Annotated in this window: 17 protein-coding genes; 12 read left to right on the forward strand and 5 right to left on the reverse strand. The window is 70.4% G+C overall.

Translation table 11 applies throughout. The annotated features are described in order from the left end of the window. The first annotated feature begins 36 nt into the window (after positions 1-36). Complete coding sequence (locus tag ACYQ78_RS38090) at positions 37-2,373, forward strand: GcvT family protein (protein WP_459805856.1); 2,337 nt, start codon at positions 37-39, stop codon at positions 2,371-2,373. Here the strand turns inward: ACYQ78_RS38090 and ACYQ78_RS38095 are convergent. The 3 genes from ACYQ78_RS38095 to ACYQ78_RS38105 all read right to left on the reverse strand — a co-directional run bounded on the left by ACYQ78_RS38095 (position 2,356) and on the right by ACYQ78_RS38105 (position 5,052). After that, complete coding sequence (locus tag ACYQ78_RS38095) at positions 2,356-3,234, reverse strand: sugar kinase (protein ID WP_459805857.1); 879 nt, start codon at positions 3,232-3,234, stop codon at positions 2,356-2,358. The two genes, ACYQ78_RS38090 and ACYQ78_RS38095, sit on opposite strands and share 18 nt — an antisense overlap. Positions 3,235-3,357: 123 nt before the next feature. Then, a complete protein-coding gene (locus ACYQ78_RS38100) occupies positions 3,358-3,783 on the reverse strand; it encodes a hypothetical protein (protein WP_459805858.1) in 426 nt (141 codons plus the stop codon). Positions 3,784-3,834: 51 nt separating this feature from the next. After that, the gene (locus tag ACYQ78_RS38105; RefSeq protein WP_459805859.1) at positions 3,835-5,052 is read right to left on the reverse strand and encodes a BtrH N-terminal domain-containing protein; all 1,218 of its coding nucleotides are present in this window, start codon (positions 5,050-5,052) and stop codon (positions 3,835-3,837) included. A 228-nt stretch (positions 5,053-5,280) separates the two neighbouring features. Here ACYQ78_RS38105 and ACYQ78_RS38110 point away from each other — a divergent pair, with 228 nt between their 5' ends. The 6 genes from ACYQ78_RS38110 (at position 5,281) to ACYQ78_RS38135 (ending at position 11,572) form a co-directional block, all read left to right on the forward strand. Then, entirely contained in the window at positions 5,281-5,484 is a 204-nt protein-coding gene (locus tag ACYQ78_RS38110) for a hypothetical protein (RefSeq protein WP_459805860.1), read from the forward strand. 574 nt (positions 5,485-6,058) lie between these two features. Then, on the forward strand, positions 6,059-7,366 hold the full coding sequence (locus ACYQ78_RS38115; RefSeq protein ID WP_459805861.1) for an ABC transporter substrate-binding protein: 1,308 nt from the start codon (positions 6,059-6,061) through the stop codon (positions 7,364-7,366). Positions 7,367-7,423: 57 nt separating this feature from the next. Next, positions 7,424-8,389, forward strand: a complete 966-nt coding sequence (locus tag ACYQ78_RS38120) for a carbohydrate ABC transporter permease (RefSeq protein ID WP_459805862.1) — start codon at positions 7,424-7,426, stop codon at positions 8,387-8,389. Continuing rightward, entirely contained in the window at positions 8,386-9,210 is an 825-nt protein-coding gene (locus ACYQ78_RS38125; RefSeq protein WP_459805863.1) for a carbohydrate ABC transporter permease, read from the forward strand. Before ACYQ78_RS38120 ends, ACYQ78_RS38125 begins: the two co-directional genes overlap by 4 nt. Continuing rightward, positions 9,207-10,580: a GH1 family beta-glucosidase gene (locus ACYQ78_RS38130; protein ID WP_459805864.1), complete on the forward strand. Its 1,374-nt coding sequence runs from the start codon at positions 9,207-9,209 to the stop codon at positions 10,578-10,580. The genes ACYQ78_RS38125 and ACYQ78_RS38130 overlap by 4 nt, the downstream gene beginning before the upstream one ends. Further along, positions 10,577-11,572, forward strand: coding sequence for a LacI family DNA-binding transcriptional regulator (locus ACYQ78_RS38135; protein ID WP_459805865.1), 996 nt, complete (start codon positions 10,577-10,579; stop codon positions 11,570-11,572). The genes ACYQ78_RS38130 and ACYQ78_RS38135 overlap by 4 nt, the downstream gene beginning before the upstream one ends. Here the strand turns inward: ACYQ78_RS38135 and ACYQ78_RS38140 are convergent, their stop codons facing one another. Next, positions 11,573-11,986, reverse strand: a complete 414-nt coding sequence (locus ACYQ78_RS38140; protein WP_459805866.1) for a CoA-binding protein — start codon at positions 11,984-11,986, stop codon at positions 11,573-11,575. 160 nt (positions 11,987-12,146) lie between these two features. Between ACYQ78_RS38140 and lanKC the strand changes: the two genes are divergently transcribed. The 5 genes from lanKC to ACYQ78_RS38165 all read left to right on the forward strand — a co-directional run bounded on the left by lanKC (position 12,147) and on the right by ACYQ78_RS38165 (position 20,238). Further along, positions 12,147-14,657: a class III lanthionine synthetase LanKC gene (gene lanKC / locus ACYQ78_RS38145; protein ID WP_459805867.1), complete on the forward strand. Its 2,511-nt coding sequence runs from the start codon at positions 12,147-12,149 to the stop codon at positions 14,655-14,657. A 63-nt stretch (positions 14,658-14,720) separates the two neighbouring features. Then, entirely contained in the window at positions 14,721-14,870 is a 150-nt protein-coding gene (locus ACYQ78_RS38150) for a SapB/AmfS family lanthipeptide (protein ID WP_459805868.1), read from the forward strand. Positions 14,871-14,958: 88 nt separating this feature from the next. After that, entirely contained in the window at positions 14,959-16,560 is a 1,602-nt protein-coding gene (locus ACYQ78_RS38155; protein WP_459805869.1) for an ABC transporter transmembrane domain-containing protein, read from the forward strand. A gap of 139 nt (positions 16,561-16,699) precedes the next feature. After that, positions 16,700-18,346, forward strand: a complete 1,647-nt coding sequence (locus tag ACYQ78_RS38160) for an ATP-binding cassette domain-containing protein (RefSeq protein ID WP_459805870.1) — start codon at positions 16,700-16,702, stop codon at positions 18,344-18,346. Further along, a complete protein-coding gene (locus ACYQ78_RS38165; protein WP_459805871.1) occupies positions 18,343-20,238 on the forward strand; it encodes a prolyl oligopeptidase family serine peptidase in 1,896 nt (631 codons plus the stop codon). Before ACYQ78_RS38160 ends, ACYQ78_RS38165 begins: the two co-directional genes overlap by 4 nt. Here the strand turns inward: ACYQ78_RS38165 and ACYQ78_RS38170 are convergent, their stop codons facing one another. Continuing rightward, positions 20,239-20,727 carry an ATP-binding protein gene (locus ACYQ78_RS38170; protein WP_459805872.1) on the reverse strand — a complete coding sequence of 163 codons (489 nt, stop codon included), beginning with the start codon at positions 20,725-20,727 and terminating at the stop codon, positions 20,239-20,241. Between the last annotated feature and the right edge of the window lie 39 nt (positions 20,728-20,766).

A 20,766-nucleotide genomic window follows, 5' to 3' on the forward strand; every position in this document is an offset into this window, starting at 1 on the left:
ATTTTGGGCGTCAGTTGTTACAGGACGGTACCGATGGTGCAACTTCCCGCAGACGCCCGAGCGGTCGTCATCGGGGGCGGGGTGGCCGGATGTTCGGTCGCCTACCACCTGGCCCGGCTCGGCTGGCAGGACGTCGTCCTCGTCGAACGGCACGACCTGACCGAGGGCACGACCTGGCACTCCGCCGGTTTCGTCGGGCAGCTGCGCTCGACGGTGACCCAGACCCGCATGATCATGTATTCAGCGGGTCTGTACCCAGAACTCCGCGAGCTCACCGGTCTCGACCCCGGCTGGCACGGCGTCGGCGGCCTCCGGCTCGCGACCACGCCCGAACGCCATGAGGAGCTCGTCCGGCAGGCGGGCGCGGCCGAGACGTACGGCCTCGACCTCGAACTTCTCACCGGTGCCCAGGCGAAAGACCGCCTGCCGCTGCTGGAGACCGGCGACGTGCTGTCGGCGCTCTGGCTGCCCGGCGACGGCTGGCTCGACCCGGCCCGGCTCGCGCGGGCGCTCGCCGAAGGGGCCCGCAAGCTGGGTGTACGGATCTTCACCGGGGTGACCGTGACCGGCCTCTCGGTGGAAGACGGCCGCGTCACCGGAGTGCGGGTGGGCGATCACGTCATCAGGACCGGCACGGTCGTCAACGCGGCCGGGGCGGCGTCCGGGGTGATCGGGCGGATGGCCGGGGTCGACCTGCCCATCGTGCCGATCAAGCATCAATACGTCGTGACCGAATCGACCGGCATTTCGGACGACATGCCGACCGTGCGCGACCCCGACAACATCGTCTACTTCCGCGAGGAGGCGGGCGGGATCCTCGTGGGCGGTTACGTCCGCACCCCGCAGGTCTGGGACGAGCCGAATCCGCTGGTCGAGCCGCGTCATCTCTTCGAACCGGACATGGCGAAGTTCGAGGAGTCGTGGACGTCCGCCGTGCAGCGCCTGCCGCACCTGCGGGAGCGCGGCGAGATCGTGAAGGTCGTGCACGGGCCCGAGGCGTTCACGCCCGACGGGGAGTTCCTGCTGGGGGAGACCTCGGTGCGCGGCCTCTGGGTCGCCGCCGGTTTCTGCGTGCACGGCCTGGCCGCGGCCGGAGGCGTGGGCAAGGTGACGGCCGAGTGGATCGTCGACGGCGCCCCCGAATACGACATGTTCGCCATGGACGTCTCACGCTTCGGGCCGCACGCCCGGTCGCAGGCGTGGGCGCGGGCGAAGGTGCTGGATTCGTACAGTGCCTATTACGACATCGTCTACCCGGGTCAGGAGCGGCAGGCGGCCCGGCCGCTGCGGCGCTCGCCCGCCTATGCCCGGCACGCCGAACTGGGCGCCGAGTTCGGGGAGAAGGCGGGCTGGGAGCGGGTCAACTGGTACGCCGCGCGTCGATGGGACTCGCCGCGACCGAACGGGTGGGCCGGGCGGATCTGGTCGCCCGCCGTCCGTGAGGAATGCCTGGCCACCCGCGACTCCGCCGGGCTGTTCGACCAGACCTCGTTCGCCAAGTTCGACCTGCGCGGGTTCGAGCGGCTCCAGGCCCTGGCCGGGAACGACCTCGACCGCCCGGTCGGCACGGTCGTCTACACCCAGCTCCTCAACGCGCGCGGCGGCATCGAGGCCGACGTCACGATCACCCGCCTCGGCGACGACCGGTTCCGGCTCGTGACGGGAACCGCCTTCGGCGGCCACGACGCGGCCCTGCTCAGAAGGCACGGCGTCGAGGTCACCGACGTCACCTCGGCCTACGCCTGCTACTGCCTGTGGGGCCCCGACTCCCACGACCTCCTCAGCGGCCTGACCGGCGACGACCTGAGCTTCGGCTACATGCAGTCGCGGGAGATCAGCGTGGGATACGTGCCGGTGCGGGCCCAGCGGGTGACCTTCGTCGGAGAGTACGGCTGGGAGCTCTACACCCCGGTCGAGTTCGGCCTCACGTTGTGGGACACCCTGGTCGCGACCGGGGTGCGGCCCGGTGGCTACAAGGCGATCGAGTCGATGCGCCTGGAGAAGGGCTACCGGGTCTGGGGCTCCGACATCACGCCCGAGACGACCCCGTTCGAGGCGGGTCTCGGGTTCGCGGTCCGGAAGTCGATCCCGCGCACCGAATCGGCCGTGAAACTGGCCTGTCTCGTCGTCGACGACCCCGCCGAGGTCTGCCTCGGCGGCGAGCCGGTGCGGGTCGACGGGGTGCCCGCCTCGCGGGTCACCTCGGGCGGCTACGGCCACCGCACCGACACGTCGATCGCCTACGCCTACCTGCCCAAGGGCGTGACCAGGGTCGAGGTCGGCGTGAACGGCGGCTGGGTGGGGGCCGACGTGGTCACCGGACCGGTCTACGATCCGCAGAACGTGCGGGTCAGGTCACGGGGGCAGCTCTGACCGGTTGGGCAGCCCCTGCCAGGTCGAGTGGCTGGCCACCGCGAACGCCGCCACCGCCATGCCCCGCTTGAGCCGGTCGGAGGGGTGCACCCCGTCGAGCAGCGCGCTCAGGTAACCGGCCACGAACGCGCCGCCGACCTCGGTCGCGTCGACGACCGTCACGGGGGCGGCCTGGGTGTCGTACCGGAAACCCTCGACCGTCGAACTGGCGCCCTTCGATCCGCGCGTCACGACGAGTTCGGGCACCCGGGCGAGCGCGGGCTCGACCAGGTCGAGTTCATCTTGGTTGGCGAACAGGAGGTCGGCCGTCGAGGAGAGTTCGAGCAGCCCCTGGCGGGCCTCCTCGACGCTGTCCCACAGCGTCGAGCGGTGGTTGACGTCGACCGAGACGAGCACTCCGGCGTCCTTGGCCAGCTTGACCGCGTGGTGCACCGCGCTCCACGCGTAGCCGCTCAGGGCGGGGGTGATGCCGGTGACGTGCAGGATCCGGGAGTCCTGGATCGCGGCGGCCGGCACGTCGCCGGTCGACAGGCGCGACCCGGCCGAGCCCTCCCGGTAGAAGACGGCGTGCGCCACCCGGCCGATCCGCCGCTGGCGCAGCGCCAGGCCGCTGGCGGCGGTCTCGTCGACCCGCATGTGCGAGACGTCGACCCCCTCGCCGCGTAAGGCGGTCAGGCTCCGCACCCCGACCTCGTCGTCACTGACCCGGCCGAGGAAGGTCGCCGAGTGCCCGAGCCTGGCCACGCCGACGGCCACGGTGAACTCGGGGCCCTCCAGGTCGAGCCGGGCGGACTGGTCGTGCCGGATTCGGTCGGCGGTCACGACGCCCAGCACCTCGCCGAGCGTGAACAGATCGGTCATTCGTACTCTTCTCCGCTACTGATCGGGAAAAGCATGGCAGAACGTTCCAACCGAGGGAACGGCAGCGGCCCCCGCCTCTGGTGAGACGGGGGCCGATGATCGTTGGGAGATTCAGACGGTGACTCAGACGGTGTCGCGCCGGGAGTGGCGGCCACCCGCGACGAGCTGGTCGCCGTCTTCGGCGCGCTCGACCGGCCGGGTCTCGTCGCGGTCGTCGACGCCGTTGTGGTTCTGGTCGACGAGCTTGCGCTCCAGATTCCGCTTCTCGCTCTCCAGCCGGGAGACGCGGTCGCGCTCGGCCAGCCGCTCCTCGCGCATCCGGCGGCGCTTGGTGACGCTGCGGCGCATGCCGCCGCTGACCATGGCCAGGCCGATCAGCACCCCGGCGGCGGTGGCCGCGCCGAGCAGGAACATCTCGAAGGACGTCAGCGTGAAGTTCCAGTCGAGCACGGAGATGGGCGTGGTCGCGGTCGCCGTCGTCTCCTGGACGGACATCTCGATCAAGACCGCACCCGCGAGCACGATCAGGAGAAGGCCCAATAGAACCATGTGTTCTCACCTCGAAGGCAGATGTGGCGTGGCCCCCCGTCTGCCCGTGAATCAGGGGTTCATGTGTGCCAGGGCCCGTTCCTCCAGAGCGACCGCCGCCTCCGCCAGCCCCGAGAGCTCCGGCAGCAGCGTGGCCCGGTCGATCTCGCCGGGTTCGATCGTGTACGCCGCCTGCACCACCTCCGCCAGGTCGGCGGGCGACCCGCCCCACGCCTGGGCCGTCATGAACACCTCGACGAGTTCCCCGAACCGGTTCAGCGCGGGGGAGGCCAGGGCCCGCCGGGCGAGCAGGCTCCAAGCCTCACCTGCCTCGCGGTAGACCGACGCCGCCTCGGGACGGCCGACCTCGTCGAGGAAATCGGCGTAGATCGGGCGGGTGGCGCCGGGGGAGCCGTATTCGATCTCCAGGCAGACGTGGAGCCGGGCCAGCGCCGAGTGGAGCGCTTCCGGCGTGGGGAAGCGGGCGTGCCAGCCCTTGCGGGAGGTGAGGTCACCGAGCTGGGCGACCAGGCGGCGCATGCCCGACAGGCCGAAGTTGACGTCGAAGGAATTGCCCAGGACGGGGCCGGTGAGGTGGGCCCGGGTGGTGGCGACGGCGTCGGCCACGTCGGGCTCGCGGCCGGGTTTCCCGGTGATCGTGAGCAGGTGGTGGCGGCTCTTGCGGGGACGGCCCCAGGCCGCCAGGAAATCGGCGAGCGGGAGCTCCGACGGGGTCGTGCACTGGTCGTCGACGAGGACGGTGTCGCCGTCCAGGCCGATCACCGCGACCGGATAGGGGTCGCCGAACGGGACGCCGGGATGCCAGGGCAGCAGGTTCCGGTCGACCAGGCAGACGGCCGGGGTCCCGGCGTCGAGGACGGTCCTGAGCCGGCGCTCGGCGACGTTCGCGCTCCCGGTGGTGCGCACCTCGTAGGGGATTCCGGCCCTGGTCAGCGCGGCCGGGATGAAGGGGTCGGGGTGGTGCTGGGTCACGATGGTCATGGTCGTGACCGAGGGGTATTCGAAGATCGCGTACAGGAAGCCGATGCCGCCGCCCAGCCCGGCCAGCAGGGCCTCGGAGTGATCGATCCCGGCCTGGGCCAGCACCCGGTGCAGCAGGGCCGACGCGTGGTGGGTGCCGCCGCCGGTGGCCGGATAGCCCGGGACCACGAACGGGGAGCGCGGGGGAGCCCCGGCGGAGAGCACGTGGCGCCGGGCGGTCGTGTACGACTCACCGGTGCGCGCCATCCGCGCGCGCACGTGCTTCTTGAAGGTCTTGCGGTCGGTCATGGCCGTGTCCTCTAAGGCCGCGTCGACCCGGTGGCTCCACGCGCCTCGGGTGACGCCGCCCTGGAGTCAGGCACGCCGATGTCGACGCCCCGAGGACAGCGGTCCCCTTTGCCTCCGCGGTGCCGGCGGGCGTGGACCGCCGGTCAGGAGGTGTGGCGCGAGACGGCGCCGTGCCCAGTTTTGCACGGGGTGGCCCATGAACTCCATTCGCCCGGGTAGGGGCCATTCATGAGTGAGCTGCAGCAGGTGGAAGAGGAGATCGCCCGCATCCGCGCCGAGGCCCGTTCCCTGCGGGAGCAGATCGGCGACCGGGCGGGTGAAGGTCCGGCCGACTCGGCCGAACTGTCGTCCCTCATCGCCGGCGCCGACCAGCTCGACACCCTCGCCGAGGAGCTGGAAGGCCGGCGCGACGCCCTCAAGGCCCAGGGCTGATCTTCCAGGCGTTCGGTGCCGGTCGGGTCCGGCGCGACCCTTCCGGCACCGAAGGCCTGCACCTTCTTGCCACGCACCCAGCGGTGAGCCCAAAGCGAGACGCGGACGGCCGAAGGCCCTCCGCGGCTCGCGCTCCGAATCTGCCCCAAAGCAGGCGCACCGCTTCGGGCCCTGCCTCGGGCCCCGCTTCCTGCCGTGTTCCCGCTCTGCGCACGACTGCCCACCTGGGCTGATCCCCGCATGGAACCTCCTCGGTGCGAGCCGGCCGCAGAACTGGCCTGAGATAACAGAAAGCGCTCTCGCGCCAGGATCGTCCTGCCGATTCTGGACTTTTGTCAAGACTAGGATTAACTTCCGGGAAATCCGGTGACAATCGAGAAAGCGCTCTATCTGATTCGGGAGATCCTCGGAGCACGGCTGTGAGCTGCTGGAACACGTGAAAATACCAGGGAACGTTCCCTGGAGGTCACGACGATCGTTATCTCTCAGCCCATTGACAACCCCCAGGGCTCCGCTCGACCCTCACTCCAGGGAACGTTCTCTTCATGATCAAAAATAGGAAGGTTCCATCGGCATGTCTCACCCCCCTCGCCGCCGTGCCGCGCGGCTGCTGGTGCCCCTGATCGCCGCTTCCCTCCTGGCCGCCTGTGGTGGTGGCGAGAACACGCCGGCTCCCGGCGCGACCGGCTCCGCCGCCGCTCCCGCCGCCGCCGAACCGGTCAAGCTGACGGTCGCCCTCTTCAGTGACTTCCACTACGGGCCGCTGTACGAGGAGTTCAAGAAGACCCACCCGAACGTCGAGATCACCGAACGCCGGGCGCAGTTCAACGACCACCACAACAACCTGGTCACCCAGGTCGCCACCGGTGCGGGCGCCGCGGACGTCGTCGCCGTCGAGGGCGGCTTCATCGCCACCTTCCGCGAGGTCGCCGACAAGTTCCACAACCTCGGCGACTACGGCCTGACCTCCCGCCAGTCCGAGTACCTCGACTGGAAGTGGCAGTTAGGCCTGTCGAAGGACGGTTCCCAGCTCATCGGCCTCGGCACCGACGTCGGTGGCCTGGCCATGTGCTACCGCCCCGACCTCTTCAAGGAGGCCGGCCTGCCGACCAACCGCGACGAGGTCAGCGCCCTGTGGCCGACCTGGGAGCAGTACGTCGAGACCGGCAAGAAGTTCGTCGCCGCGGGCGGCAAGGCCGCCTTCACCGACGGCCCCGGTGAGCACTTCCGCGCGATGGTCGAGCAGGCCCCCGTCGGCTTCTACGACACCAGCGACAAGGTCGTCGTCGGCAGCAACCCCGACGTGCGCAAGGCCTGGGACGTCTCGGTCTCCATGATCCAGAACAAGCTGTCGGGCAAGCTCGTCGCGTTCACCCCCGAGTGGACCACCGGCATCGCCAAGGGCACCTTCGCCACGATGGTCTGCCCCGCCTGGAAGACCGGCGTGATCAAGGACCAGAAGCCCGGCGAGGGCACGTGGGACATCGCGGCCGTGCCCGGCGGCGGCGGCAACCAGGGTGGCACCCACCTCCTGGCGCCCAAGCAGGGCAAGCACCCGAAGGAGGCCGCCGAGCTGATCAACTTCCTGACCAGCAAGGAGAGCCAGCTCACCCTGTGGAAGGACGCCTCGGCCCTGCCGTCGCTGCCCTCGCTGTACACCGACCCGGCCGTCGCCGACTTCGTGAACCCCTACTTCGGCGACGCCCCCATCGGCAAGATCTTCACCGACGCCGCCAAGGCGCTGAAGCCGCAGTACACCGGCCCCAAGTCGGGTGACGTGAACGTCGCCATGGGCAACGGCCTCGGCCGCATCGAGCTCCAGGGCCAGGACCCCGAAGAAGCCTGGAAGCAGGCCGTCGCGGACTCCGAGAAGATCAAGTAGCCGTACGCCGCGGGGTGGCCGGACCGGCCACCCCGCCTTCCCTTCGAAAGGAGCGCCATGGCCACGCGTGCCCCGGAACGCGCAGCGCCGCCACGGCGACCGGGAGGCAAGCGCCGGCTGACCGCCCGCCACTGGCGGCACATGGTCGACGTCAAAGCCTCGCCGTACGCGTACGTCGCACCGTTCTTCCTGCTGTTCTGCGCCTTCGGGCTCTTCCCCATCGGCTACACGCTCTGGGTGAGCCTGCACGAGTGGACGCTGCTGGACGACGAGCACACCTTCGTGGGCCTGGAGAACTTCCGGGTCCTGCTGGCGGACTCCTACTTCTGGAACGCCACGTTCAACACGCTGTCGATCGGCCTGCTGTCGATGCTGCCGCAGTTGCTGCTGGCGCTGTGGCTGGCCCACCTGCTGAACCGGCCGCTGCGGGCGCAGAACTTCTTCCGCATCACGCTGCTGCTGCCCAACGTCACCAGCGTCGTGGCGGTCGTGGTGATCTTCTCGCAGATCTTCGGCCGCGACTTCGGCCTGATCAACTGGGTCATCACGAGTTTCGGTTTCGAGGGCGTGGCCTGGCGTGACGGCACCCTGAGCTCCCATGTGGCCATCTCGACGATGATCATGTGGCGGTGGACGGGCTACAACGCGCTCATTCTGCTGGCCGCGATGCAGGCCGTACCGAGAGAGCTCTATGAGGCCGCCACCATCGACGGCGCGTCGAGTTTCACCCAGCTCCGCAAGGTCACGGTGCCGATGATCCGGCCCACGATCGCCTTCGTGGTGATCACCTCGACCATCGGCTCGATGCAGATCTTCGCCGAGCCGCTGCTGTTCGGCGCCTACACCCTCACCGGCGGACAGGACCGGCAGTACCAGACGCTCTCGCTGTTCTTCTACGAGAACTACATGCGCCTCGACTTCGGCTTCTCCTCCGCCATCTCCTGGATGATCTTCGTCTTCATCCTGATCATCGCAGGGATCAACTACCTGCTCACCAACCGGATGAAGGGAAGCATCCGATGACCGGCCGTCGGGTCAACAACCGGCTGACCTACCTCACCCTGACCGCGGTCGCGTTCTTCTTCACGATCCCGCTCTACTACTCGATCGTGGTGGCCTCGCGCGACAACGCGTCGCTGGCGTCGGTGCCGCCGCCGCTCTTCCCCGGCGGCAACTTCTTCGAGAACGTCTCGCGCGTCTTCGACACCGTGCCGTTCGGCCTGGCGATGCTCAACTCGGTCTTCGTCGCGGGCTCGATCTCGATCTCGGTCATGTTCTTCTCGACCCTGGCGGGCTTCGCCTTCGCCAAACTGCGGTTCCGCGGCCGCAACATCCTGCTGCTCATGACCGTCGGCACGATGATGGTGCCGACCCTGGCCGGGATCATCCCGCTCTACATCCTCATGGTGAAACTGGAGTGGGTCGGTTCCCTGTACGCGGTCGTCGTGCCCGCCCTGGTCAACGCGTTCGGCGTGTTCTTCATGACGCAGTACCTGTCCCGGGCGCTGCCCACCGAACTCCTGGAGGCCGGCCGCGTCGACGGCTGCACCACCTGGGGCCTGGTCTGGCACGTCGTCTTCCCGGCGGCCCGCCCGGCGGCGGCCGTGCTCGGCATGCTCACCTTCATGACGGCCTGGAACGACTACATGTGGCCGCTCATGGTGCTCACCCCGGAGAACCCGACCGTCCAGGTGGCGCTGTCGACCCTGGCCGCCGGTTACGTCAACGACTACGTGATGGGCCTCGCGGGGACCGCGCTCGGCACACTGCCGCTGGTCATCGTGTTCGCCCTGCTCGGCAAGCACATCATCGGAGGAATCATGCAGGGGGCGGTCAAGGGATGACGCCGGACATCGAGTTTCCCGAGGGGTTCATCTGGGGCGCCGCCACGGCGTCGTACCAGGTGGAGGGGGCCGCTCGGGAAGACGGGCGCGGGCCGTCCATCTGGGACACCTTCGCGCGCACCCCCGGCAAGGTCGCCGACGGCCACACCGGAGACGTGGCCTGCGACCACTACCACCGCTATCCGGAGGACGTCCGTCTCATGGCCGACCTCGGCCTGGACGTCTACCGGTTCTCCACCGCGTGGCCCCGGGTCGTCCCCGACGGCTCGGGCCCGGCCAACCCGCGGGGGCTCGACTTCTACGAGCGCCTGGTCGACGAGCTGCTGGGGGCGGGGATCACGCCGTACGTGACCCTCTACCACTGGGACCTGCCCCAGAACCTGGAGGACCGGGGCGGCTGGACCTCCCGCGACACCGCGTACTACTTCGCCGACTACGCGGCCGCGGTCCACGCGCGGCTGTCCGACCGGGTCTCGAACTGGACGACCCTGAACGAGCCCTGGGTCTGCGCGTTCCTCGGCTACGGCAGCGGCGTGCACGCCCCCGGCGTGACCGACGCCGCCTCGGCCTTCAAGGCGGCCCACCACCAGCTGCTCGGCCACGGCCTGGCCGCCCAGAACCTCACCGGCACCCTGACCCTGACGCTGAACATGGCCCCCGTGGTCACCCCGGCGCAGGTCGTGGACGTCGCCCACGTCCTCACCGACGACGACGCCGAGGCGGTCAGGCGGGTCGACGCCCTGCTGAACCGGCAGTTCCTCGACCCGGCGCTGAAGGGCTCCTATCCCCGCGAGGTCCTGGAGATCGCCGAACGCCACGGCGGCCTCGACCACATCCGCGACGGCGACCTGGAGATCATCCGGCAGCCCATCGACCTGCTCGGGATCAACTACTACAACCCGTGCCTGGTCCAGGCCTCCCCGGGCGCGGTGGCCCCACCGGCCTGGCCGGGCACCGAGGGGATCGAGTTCGTCACCATCGAGGGCCCGCAGACCGCGATGGGCTGGCCCATCATCCCGGCGGGCCTGTCGAAACTGCTGGTCCGCCTGTCCCACGACTACCCGGACGTCGGCCTGATCATCACCGAGAACGGCGCCGCCTTCCACGACAAGGCCGTCGGCGACCGCGTCCCCGACGGCGACCGGGTCGCCTACCTCGACGGACACCTGCGCGCCTGCCACCAGGCCATCGCCGAGGGAGCCGACCTGCGCGGCTACCTGGTGTGGTCCCTTTTCGATAATTTCGAGTGGGCGGAGGGGTATCACCAGCGGTTCGGTATCGTTCGGATCGATTACGCCACACAGCGCCGCCTGCCCAAGGACAGCGCCCTGTGGTATCGCGACGTCATCCAGCGGAACGGCATCGAGTGAAACGTCCAACCTTGGAGGCGGTCGCCGCCCGCGCCGGCGTGTCCAAGTCGACCGTCTCAAGGGTGGTCAACGGCGACACGACCGTGACGCCGAACTTCCGCGAACTGGTGCTGCGGGCGGTGAACGAACTGGGCTACGTGCCCAACTCGGTCGCCCGCAGCCTGGTCACCCAGCGGACCAACTCGATCGCCCTGATCGTGTCCGACCCGCCTTCGGGACTGCACTCGGACGACCCGATGTTCTCCTCGGTGGTCCGCTCGGCCTCCCGGGCCCTGGAGGCGGCGTCGAAGCAGGTCGTGCTGATGCTGGCCGGTTCAGACGAGAGCCGGTTGCGCGTCCAGGAGTACATCGCCGCAGGTCACGTCGACGGCGTGATGCTGGTGTCCTTCTACGGCGCCGACCCGCTCCCGGCGGCGCTGATGCGGATGGGCCTGCCGATGGCCTCCTTCGGCAAGCCCGTCTCCGCACCGTCGGTGCCGTACGTCGACAACGACAACGTGGGGGGAGCGCGCCAGGCGGTCGAACACCTGCTGTCCCGGGGCCGGCGCCGCATCGCGACGATCTCGGGCCCGCTCGACATGATCGCCTCCCAGGACCGGCTGACGGGCTACCGCGAGACGCTGCGCGACACCGGCCGCCGGTCGATCATCGCGGTCGGCGACTTCACGAGGGTGTCCGGCGACCAGGCGATGTGCCAGCTCCTCGAAGACGACCCGGGGCTCGACGCGGTGTTCGCGGCCAACGACCTGATGGCCATAGGAGCACTGCACGCCCTGCGCAGGGCGGGCCGGCGGGTGCCGGAGGACGTGGCCGTGGTCGGGTTCGACGACATAGAGGCCGCCCTGTACACGGACCCGCCGCTGACGACGGTCCGGAGCCCGATGGCCGACCAGGCCTTGGCGGTGGTCAGCCTGCTGCTGGGCCTGTTCGAAGACGGCGACACCGACCCGGTGATACTGCCCACGGAACTGATGGTCCGCGAATCGGGCTGATCAGCGGCGCAGCGCCCATTCGACCGCCGGGCAGCGGTTCATGACCACGTCGAGCCCGGCCGCCAGCGCGCGGTCGCCCGCCGCTTCGTCGTACACGTCGAGCGGCAGCCAGACCGCGCCCGCCCCGATCGCGATCGCCTCGTCGATGACGCCGATCGCGAAGGCGGTGCGGCGGTAGACGCCGACCACGTCGATGGGGATCGGGACCTCGGCGAGGGTCCGGTAGGTCGTCTCGCCGAGCACGGGGCGGCCGTCCGGATGGACGGGAATGATCTTTTTGCCCCGTTCCTTCATGAGTTTGGCCTGGTTGTAGACGGTCCTGCCCGGATCGCCGGACAGGCCGACGAAGGCCCACGTCGTCGTGTCGTTCAGCAGGCGCCGGATGACCGTCAGGTCGGCGAAACGATCTCCCATGCCTTGGTGCAACAACGTGATCGTCGCGTCTCTTCCGGCACAGGTCAGGCCGGGTTTCATGACGGCACCCGTGACGTTTGCCCACAGAGGATTGGTTGAACTTGTAACTAGAAGCTCTTGGGGTTATCCGGAATTCTTCCTGTTAGCAGAAAGCAGGGAGATGGCAGTGAATGACCAGTATGAGCTTTATTGCCTCGCGGACCGGCTTTTCTATGACACACCCGACCGGCGCGGGGCCGAAATCCCCGATTTCGCCGTGGCCGGGCGTGACGTTCCGCGTGGCTGGTCCCACCAGCCGTCCGACACCTGGTTCCACTACGCCCCTACCGGCCACGATGTTCCGCCGCAGGGGTGGAAGATCCACGTGTCGGCCGGGCTGGCCGACGCGGCGCGGGTGCTGGAAATCGTCTGGGATTATTGCGTCGAGCGTGATATTCCCTTCAAATTCCTGCGCAGCCGGTCTGTTGTCACGATGCTCAACTCCAAAGGGGCGTCGCGGGGTTCGAGTGGCAAATTGGTCACCATCTACCCGCGTCAAGATTCTCTTGAGCCGACGCTCAAGGAGCTCGACGGTCTGCTGACGGGGGTGCGGGGGCCGTACATCCTGAGTGATCTCCGCTACGGCGACGGGCCCCTCTTCGTGCGCTACGGCGGGTTCGTGGCCCGGCGGTGCGCGGCCCCCAACGGGGAGCTCGTGCCGGCGATGGAGAACGACCGGGGCGAGCTGGTGCCCGACGTCCGGGGGGCGTCGTTCACGACTCCCGAGTGGGTGACGCTGCCCGAATTCCTGAAGCCCCATCTGGAGGCCAGGAACGCCGTCACGACCACCGACCTGCCCTATGCGGTCGACTCCGTCATGCACTTCTCCAACGGGGGCGGGGTCTACCTCGCCACCGACCGGCGGACCGGCGAGCGGGTCGTGCTGAAGGAGGCCCGGCCGATGGCGGGGCTCGACGCCGCCGAGCGCGACGCGGTGGCGCGGCTCCAGCACGAACGCGACGTGCTGCGGCGGCTCGACGGGCTCGACTGCGCGCCCGGCTACCGCGACTACTTCGTGCTCGGCGACCACCACTTCCTCGTGATGGAGTTCGTCGACGCGACACCGTTGCAGCGCACGCTGGTGCGCACGTTCCCGCTGAGCAAGGCCGACGCGACGGCCGAGTCGATCGCCGAATACACGGTCTGGGCGCTCGACACGCTGCCCAAGGTGCGGGCCGCCGTCGAGGCGCTCCACTCCCGGGGCGTGGTCTTCTGCGACCTCCATCCGAACAACATCCTGATCACGCCCGACGGGCGGCTCGTCCTCATCGACTTCGAGGTCGCGACGTTCGTCGAAGACCACGGCCGGTCGGTGCTGGCCCATCCGGCCTTCCAGGCGCCGGCCGACCGGCGGGGCGCCGACGTCGACCTCTACGCCCTGGCCTGTCTCACGCTGGGGCTGTTCGCGCCGCAGCTCACGATCACCGTGCCGCTGGCGCGGGCCAAGGCGACGCAGCTCGGGCAGATGATCGTCGACACCTTCCCGGTTCCGCCCGAGCTGATCAAGCGGGCCGTCCACACGATCACCGGGCCCATCGGGGGCGGGCCCACGGTGAGTGTGACCGGCGGCGATCCGATGGCGGCGATGGCGCGGGCGATCCTCGCCAGCGCCACGCCCCACCGGGCCGACCGGCTCTTCCCGGGCGACGTCGCCCAGTTCCGGCCCGGCGGCGGGGTCAACCTCGCCCACGGCGCGGCGGGGGTGCTCTACGCGCTCGACGCGGCCGGGGCCGGGCGGTTCCCCGACTTCGAAGAGTGGCTGGTCCGGCAGAAGGGCGAGTGCCCGCCCGGTTTCTACGACGGGCTCCACGGCGTCGCCTATGTGCTCGACCGGTTCGGCCACGTCGACCGCGCGCTCGACCTGGTCGACCGGGCCATGGCGGGGGCCTGGCGCGATCTCGACCTCAGCCTGTGGTCGGGGCTGGCCGGAATCGGGCTCAACCTGCTCCACCTGGGGCTCGACGCCCGCCCGCTGGTCGAACTCTGCGCCGAGCGGCTTCCTGACGACGTACCGGAGATCTCTGGCGGTTCCCACCCCAGAGCCGGTCTTCTGTACGGCCTGAGCGGCGCGGCCCTCCTCTTCCTGCGCGCCTACGACCACACCCGAGACCCCGAGCTGATCGATCTGGCCGAACGGGCGCTGCGCCTCGACCTGAAGCGCTGCACCGTCACCTCAGACGGATCGTTGCAGGTCGACCAGGGCTGGCGGACGCTGCCCTATCTCGACGAGGGCTCGGTCGGCATCGCGATCGTGCTGGCCGACCTGCTCCGCCACCGGCCCGGGTCGCGGCTGGCCACCATGCTGCCCGACCTGCTGAAAGTGGGCCGCTGCCGGTTCTTCGTGCAGCCGGGCCTGTTCGCGGGGCGGGCCGGCATGATCCTGGCCGACCGCACGCTCGTCCCCGGCCTCGACTGGCACATCCTTCCCTACCGCGACGGGATCGCCTTCCCCGGCGACCAGCTGCTGCGGCTGTCGATGGACTTCGCGACCGGCACCGCCGGAGTCCTCTTCGCGCTCAGCGGCACCCCGTTGCCCTTCACACATCCACTCGGCGCGGAACCCTACGCCCTGTCGAGTGGCGCCCCCTCACATCCGCCTGGCAAGGAGGTGATCGGGGCCCGGATCAGCTAGCTCCACCTTTCTAAGAATTCTCGAATTCCTCCCGATAGAGACATTTCACAAAGGAGTATCACCATGGTTCTTCTCGACCTTCAGGCGATGGAGCTTCCCGGCGGCGGCGGCGGTCACGGCGGCGGCGGTCACGGTGGTGGCGGCAGCACGCTGACCCTGCTCGGCTGCGCGTCCCAGACGCCCAGCAACCTGAGCCTGCTGCTCTGCCACTAGGCACCCGATCGGGGCCCTGGGCTCGCGGGAGCTCAGGGCCCTCCCTTGCGGAAACAGACTCCACCCACGTCAAGAGAGGGACTCGGCGTTGCGGACGGCCGACCGGCTGACAACCGAGGCGATCAGGAGGAGCGGGCCCGCGGCGGGCGTGCTCGCCGCCGTCGCCCTGGTCGGCGCCGGCCTTGAGCTGGCACTGCCGTTCGTGCTCGGCCGTGCCGTCGACACCTTCTCGCTGACGTGGGTGGTCGTCGCCGGGGCCGTCGTCGTGCTCCTCGTCGCCTGCGACGGCCTCGGCGTCTATGCGAGCGGAACCGGTGGCGCGCGGGCGGCGGCCTGGCTGCGCCATCGGGCGCTCGTCCATCTGCTCGGCGCCGGTCCTTCCGTGACCCGGCGCATCCCCGAAGGCGACCTGGTGACCAGGCTCGGCGTCAACGCCGAAGAGGCGGGCCGGGCGGCCGATGCGGTGGTCGCGTCGGTGGCGCTCGTGGTGCCGGCGGCCGGGGCGCTGGTGCTCCTCGTATTGATCGATCCGTGGCTGGCGCTGACGCTGGCGTGCGGGCTGGTCGTGATCGCGTTCGTGCTGACGCGGTTCCTGAGGGTCTCCACGGTGATCGCCGGGGGCTATCAGGAGGCGCAGGCCGACATCGCGTCGCGGCTGGTCGAGGCCGTCGCGGGCGCCCGCACGATCGCCGCCGCCGGAACCGCCGAGGCCGAGACCCGGCGGGTGCTGACCGCGCTCCCCGTGGTCAGGGGCCATGCGATGGCGCTGTGGCGGGCCAACGCCGACGCCGGGGTGCGGGCCGCGATCGTGGTGCCGCTGCTCGAAGTGCTGGTGCTCGGGGTGGGCGGCTGGCGGCTGTCGGCCGGTGAACTCACCGTCGGCGAGCTCTACGCCGCCGCCCGTTATGTCGTCATCGGCGCCGGTCTGGGGCCCGCGATCGGCTCGCTGGGCCGACTGGCGCGGGCCCGCGCGGCCGGTGCCCGGCTGTCCGAGATTTTGGACGAATGCCCGGCGGCCCACGGTGTCCGCGCGTTGCCCCCCGGCCCCGGGACCCTGACCTTCCACCGCATGTGGGCCGATGACCTGGAGATTCCGGGTGGTTCGTCGGTGGCCGTGGTCGGCTCGGGGGCCTCCCGCCTCGCCCGCCTCGCGGCGCGGCTCGAGGACCCGCCGGTCGGCGACGTCCTGCTCGACGGCGTGCCCCTGCGGTCGCTGACCCGGGCGTCGCTGAGAACCGCCATCGGGTACGCCGTCGCCAGGCCCCACCTCATCGGAGACACCGTCGCCGACGCCACCGGTGACTCCCGGGAAGCCGCAGTGGCCGCCGGGGCCGACGACTTCATCCGCCGCCTGCCCCACGGCTACCGCACCCCCCTGGCCGCCGCGCCCATGTCGGGCGGCGAACGCCAACGACTGGGCCTGACCAGGGCCTTCGCGAAGGGAAACCGCCTCCTGGTGCTCGACGACGCCACCTCCAGCCTCGACACCATCACCGAACGCCACGTCGGCACCGCCCTGGCCGCCGACACCCGCACCCGTGTCATGGTCACCCACCGGGCTGCCGTCGCGGCCAGGGCCGACCGGGTGCTCTGGCTCGATCAGGGTCGTGTACGAGCTTTCGACCGCCACCTCGTCCTCTGGCGAGACCCGGATTACCGGGCGATCTTCCAGAGCGGGGAGGCGCAGTGAGCACGGGTCGCGCGGGGGTTGTCCGAGTGGTGCGCGGTTCGCGGCCGGGGCGTGCGGGGGTTGTCTGGGTGATATGTGACTCACGGCCGAGGTGCGCGGGGGTCGTTTGGGTGAAACGTGGCTCGTGGTCGGGGTGCGTGTGATCTCTTTCACTCATCGGACCCGGGTTGGGGCGTTTCTCTGGCGGTCGTTCCACGCCCAGCCGGGGCAGGCGCGGCGGTTCGTGCTCTGGTCGCTCGTCGAGGCGGCGCCCGCGTTCGTCATCGGGCTGTCGATCGCGGGTGCTGTGGATGCCTTCGCGGCGCATCAGGCCGTTACCGGGCTTTCCTGGACGTTTCTGCTCGGGATCTCGTGGATCTTCGCGGCGGTCGGGGCGCGGCAGGTGGTCGTCACCGTGGCGGGGATCGTGGAGCCCGTGCGGGAGGCGTTGCTGACCGCGACCGTGCGGGGGGTGCTGGAGGCGGGGAAGGACGACGCCGCGGCTGTCACCAGGGCCAATCTCCAGGTCGAGGTGGCGCGCGACGCGTTCACCGGGGTGATCGGGTCGGTCAAGGCGTTCGTGCTGGCCTTTCTCGGGGTGGTCGCCGGGGTCGGGGCGCTGATGCCGGAGTTGCTCCTGCTGGTGCTGCCGCCGCTGCTGCTCGGGCTGGGGGCGTTCCTGTTCTCGCTGCCCGAGCTGGCCAAGCGCCAGCACGCCTACCTGCTCGCCGACGAGGCCACGGCCGAGAGCCTGGTCAAGGTCACCGCCGCGCTCGGCGACGTCGCGGCCTGCGGAGACGAGGAGCACGCCGCCCGCTACGCCGGGGCCCGCTTCGACGACCAGCGGCGGGCGGCAGGGAAGCTGGCGGGGGTCACCACGCTGCGTACCGTCGTGCTGGGAGCGGGGGCGTGGGCGCCGATCCTGCTCGTGCTCGCCTACGCGCCGCGCCTCGGCGCGACCCCGGGCGTCGTGCTCGGGACGCTCGCCTATGTCATGCAGTCGCTCACGCCGGCCCTGTTCAACCTGGCGAGCGGGCTGGGGGAGAGCGGGGTGCGGCTCTGGGTCACGCTGACCCGGCTGCGGGCTGCCCTGCCGCCACCCCGGCAGCAGACCCGCAGGTCAGAGGGCGTAGACGCCGAGCTGAAGGGGGTCACGTTCGCCTACGGGCCCGGGGCGCTGCCGGTCGTCGACCGCCTCGATCTGGACGTCCACGAAGGCGACCACCTGGCCGTGGTCGGGCCGAGCGGGATCGGGAAGTCCACCCTCGCGGCCCTGATCGCCGGGCTCATCGTGCCCGGTCAGGGGAGGGTGACCATCGGCGGCGTCCCGGCCGACCGGCTCGACAGGGGGCAGCGGGTGCTGATCCCGCAGGAGGCGTACATCTTCAGGGGGACCGTCGCCGAGAACCTCGGCGGCCACGAGACCACCCTGATGCGCCGGGCCCTCGACGCCGTCGGCGCCGGGCACCTCAGGCTCCAGGCCGCCGCCGAGCTTGGCCCGGCCGACCGCCAGCTCGTCGCCCTGGCCAGGGCGTATCTCGCCGACGCGCCGCTGGTCATCCTCGACGAATCCACCTCGTGTCTCGACCCGGCGGCCGAGGCGGTCGCCGAGCAGGCGTTCGCCGACCGGGGGAGCACCCTGATCGTCATCGCCCACCGCATCAGCTCGGCCCTCCGGGCCCGAAGGGTGCTGGTCATGGACGGCACCCGCGTCGTCACCGGCACCCACCAGGAACTTCTCGCCGCCTCGCCCCTGTACGCGGATCTGGCCGGGCACTGGGACCCCCGACTCAGGCAGGTGTCATGATCGAGATCATTCACGGGCACGTCGTGTCCGATCCGTACCGCTGGCTGGAAGATCCCGCCTCCGACGAGACACGGGCCTGGCAGGCGCAGCAGGAGGTCGTCTGGCAGAGCCAGCTCCTCCCCGACCGCGACAGGTTCCGGGCCAGGATCGAGGAGCTGAGCGACACCGGCGTCGTCGGCGCCCCCGTCTGGCGGGCGGGCACCGCGTTCCGCGTCCGCCGCGACCCCGGCCGCCGCCTGCCGGTCCTCTACGCCGACGACCGGCCGATCCTCGACCCCGAGGCGATCGACCCCGGCGCGACGACCCTCCTCGACGCCTGGCACCCGTCGCCCGACGGCCTGCTCGTCGCCTGCCAGCTCTCCCGAGGCGGCGACGAACGTTCCGAGCTGTACGTCATCGACGCCCACACCGGCGCCCTCGTCGACGGCCCGGTCGGCGGGCTCCGCCACTCGCCGGTGGCCTGGCTGCCGGGGAGCGACGGTTTCTACTACGTCCGCGACCGCAGGGCGCGCGTCCACCGCCTCGACGGCGACGACCTCGACGTGGCCGAGGCCGACGGCATCGCCCTGTCCGCCGACGGCCGCTGGCTCACCCTGTCGGTCAACCGGGGTCCGGGCAACGACGTGTGGCTGTGCGACCTGGCCGGTCCGTCCCGGCGGACCGTCCAGCAGGACGTGGCGGCCCGGTCGGCGGTCGCGGTCGGCGTCGACGGGCGGGCCTACATGGTGACGACCCTCGACGCCCCCCGTGGGTGCCTGCGCGTGGCCGATCCCGCCGCGCCCCACGAGTTCCGCGACCTCGTGCCCGAAGACGCCGAGGCCGTGATCGCCGACTTCGCCCTGCTCGACGGGGTTCTCCTGGTGGGCTGGGTGCGCCACGCCATCGGGGAGATCTCCGTCCATGATCCCGAGACCGGGGAGCGTACAGGAGCGGTCCCGCTCCCCGGTCTCGGCTCCGTCGGACGCATGTCCGCCCGCGAGCACGAGGTGTGGTTCACCTACTCCGACTACGTCACCCCCGAGAGCGTCTACCGCTACGACGCCCGCACCGGCGAGACCACCCTCTGGGAGGCGGCCCCGGGCCGGACCGAACTGCCCGAGATCGAGTCGCACCAGGTCGTCTACCAGTCGGCCGACGGCACTCCCGTCCGGATGGTGGTGCTGAGCCGGGGCCTGCCCGGGCCGAGCCCGTGCATCCTCTACGGCTACGGCGGGTTCGGGGTGCCGCTGACGCCCTCCTACTCCTCCTATGTCCTCCCCTGGTTGGAGGCGGGCGGCGTGTTCGCGTTCGCCCAGGTCAGGGGTGGTGGCGAAGAGGGGGAGGGGTGGCATCGGGCCGGGATGCGGGGCCGCAAGCAGAACTCGTTCGACGACTTCGCCGCCGCCGCCGAAACCCTGATCGCCTCGGGCTGGACCCGCCCCGACCTGCTGGGCGTCACCGGGGAATCGGGCGGCGGCCTGCTCGTCGGGGCGCTCGTCACCCAGCGGCCAGAACTGGTCGCCGCCGCCGTCTGCTCGGCCCCGGTCCTCGACATGATCAGATTCGAGAAGTCGGGCCTCGGCAGCTCCTGGGTCCCCGAATACGGCACCGCCGACGACCCCGAGCAGTTCGCCTGGCTACTGGCCTACTCGCCCTACCACCACGTCAAAGAGGGGATCGACTACCCCGCGACCCTCTTCACCGTCTTCGACGGCGACAGCCGGGTCGACCCCCTCCACGCCCGCAAGATGTGCGCCGCCCTGCAGGGCGCCACTTCGGGTGTCCGCCCCATCCTGTTCCGCCACGAACCGGGCGTCGGCCACGCGGGCCGCTCATCAGACCGCGCCGCCGGGTTGGCCGCCGACATGCTCGCCTTCCTGGCCAGGGAGCTGGGCGGCCTCGACCAGAGGTAGTCAGGCCGAGCGGGGGAGGAACAGGGCCAGGGCCGACGGTGGGGTGGTGGTCAGGGACATCTCGAACCAGACCTTGTTGCGGCCGTTCTCGCGGACGATGCCCCAGCGGTCGGCCAGGGCGTCGAGTAACGGGAGGCCGCGGCCGTTGGTGGCGGAGGCCGTCGAGTGGCCGGCGCACGGTGGCTCGACGGAGCCGTCGTCCTGGACGCAGACGCGGACCTCGTCAGCGGAGAACCAGACCGTCACGGTGAAGACGCCGCCTTCGCCCGATCTGGAGTGGATGACCGCGTTCGTGGCGATCTCGCTCGTCAGCAGGACGCAGTCGTCGTGGAGCGGGTGGTCTCGGCCGATGGTCGTGGAGACCATGCGGCGGGCCAGGATCACCTGGTCGCGGCCCCCCGCGAGCCGGGCGACCTTCGAAGCCCTGCGGTCGGTGGTGATAGTCGTGTCGATGGAGTCGAGTGTGGTGACGTTCCCCGAACCGTTCATGCGTCCTCCTCGATGACTGCGCAAAGAAGACGCGCCAAT

The sequence above is a fragment of the Herbidospora sp. RD11066 genome, from assembly GCF_054661255.1.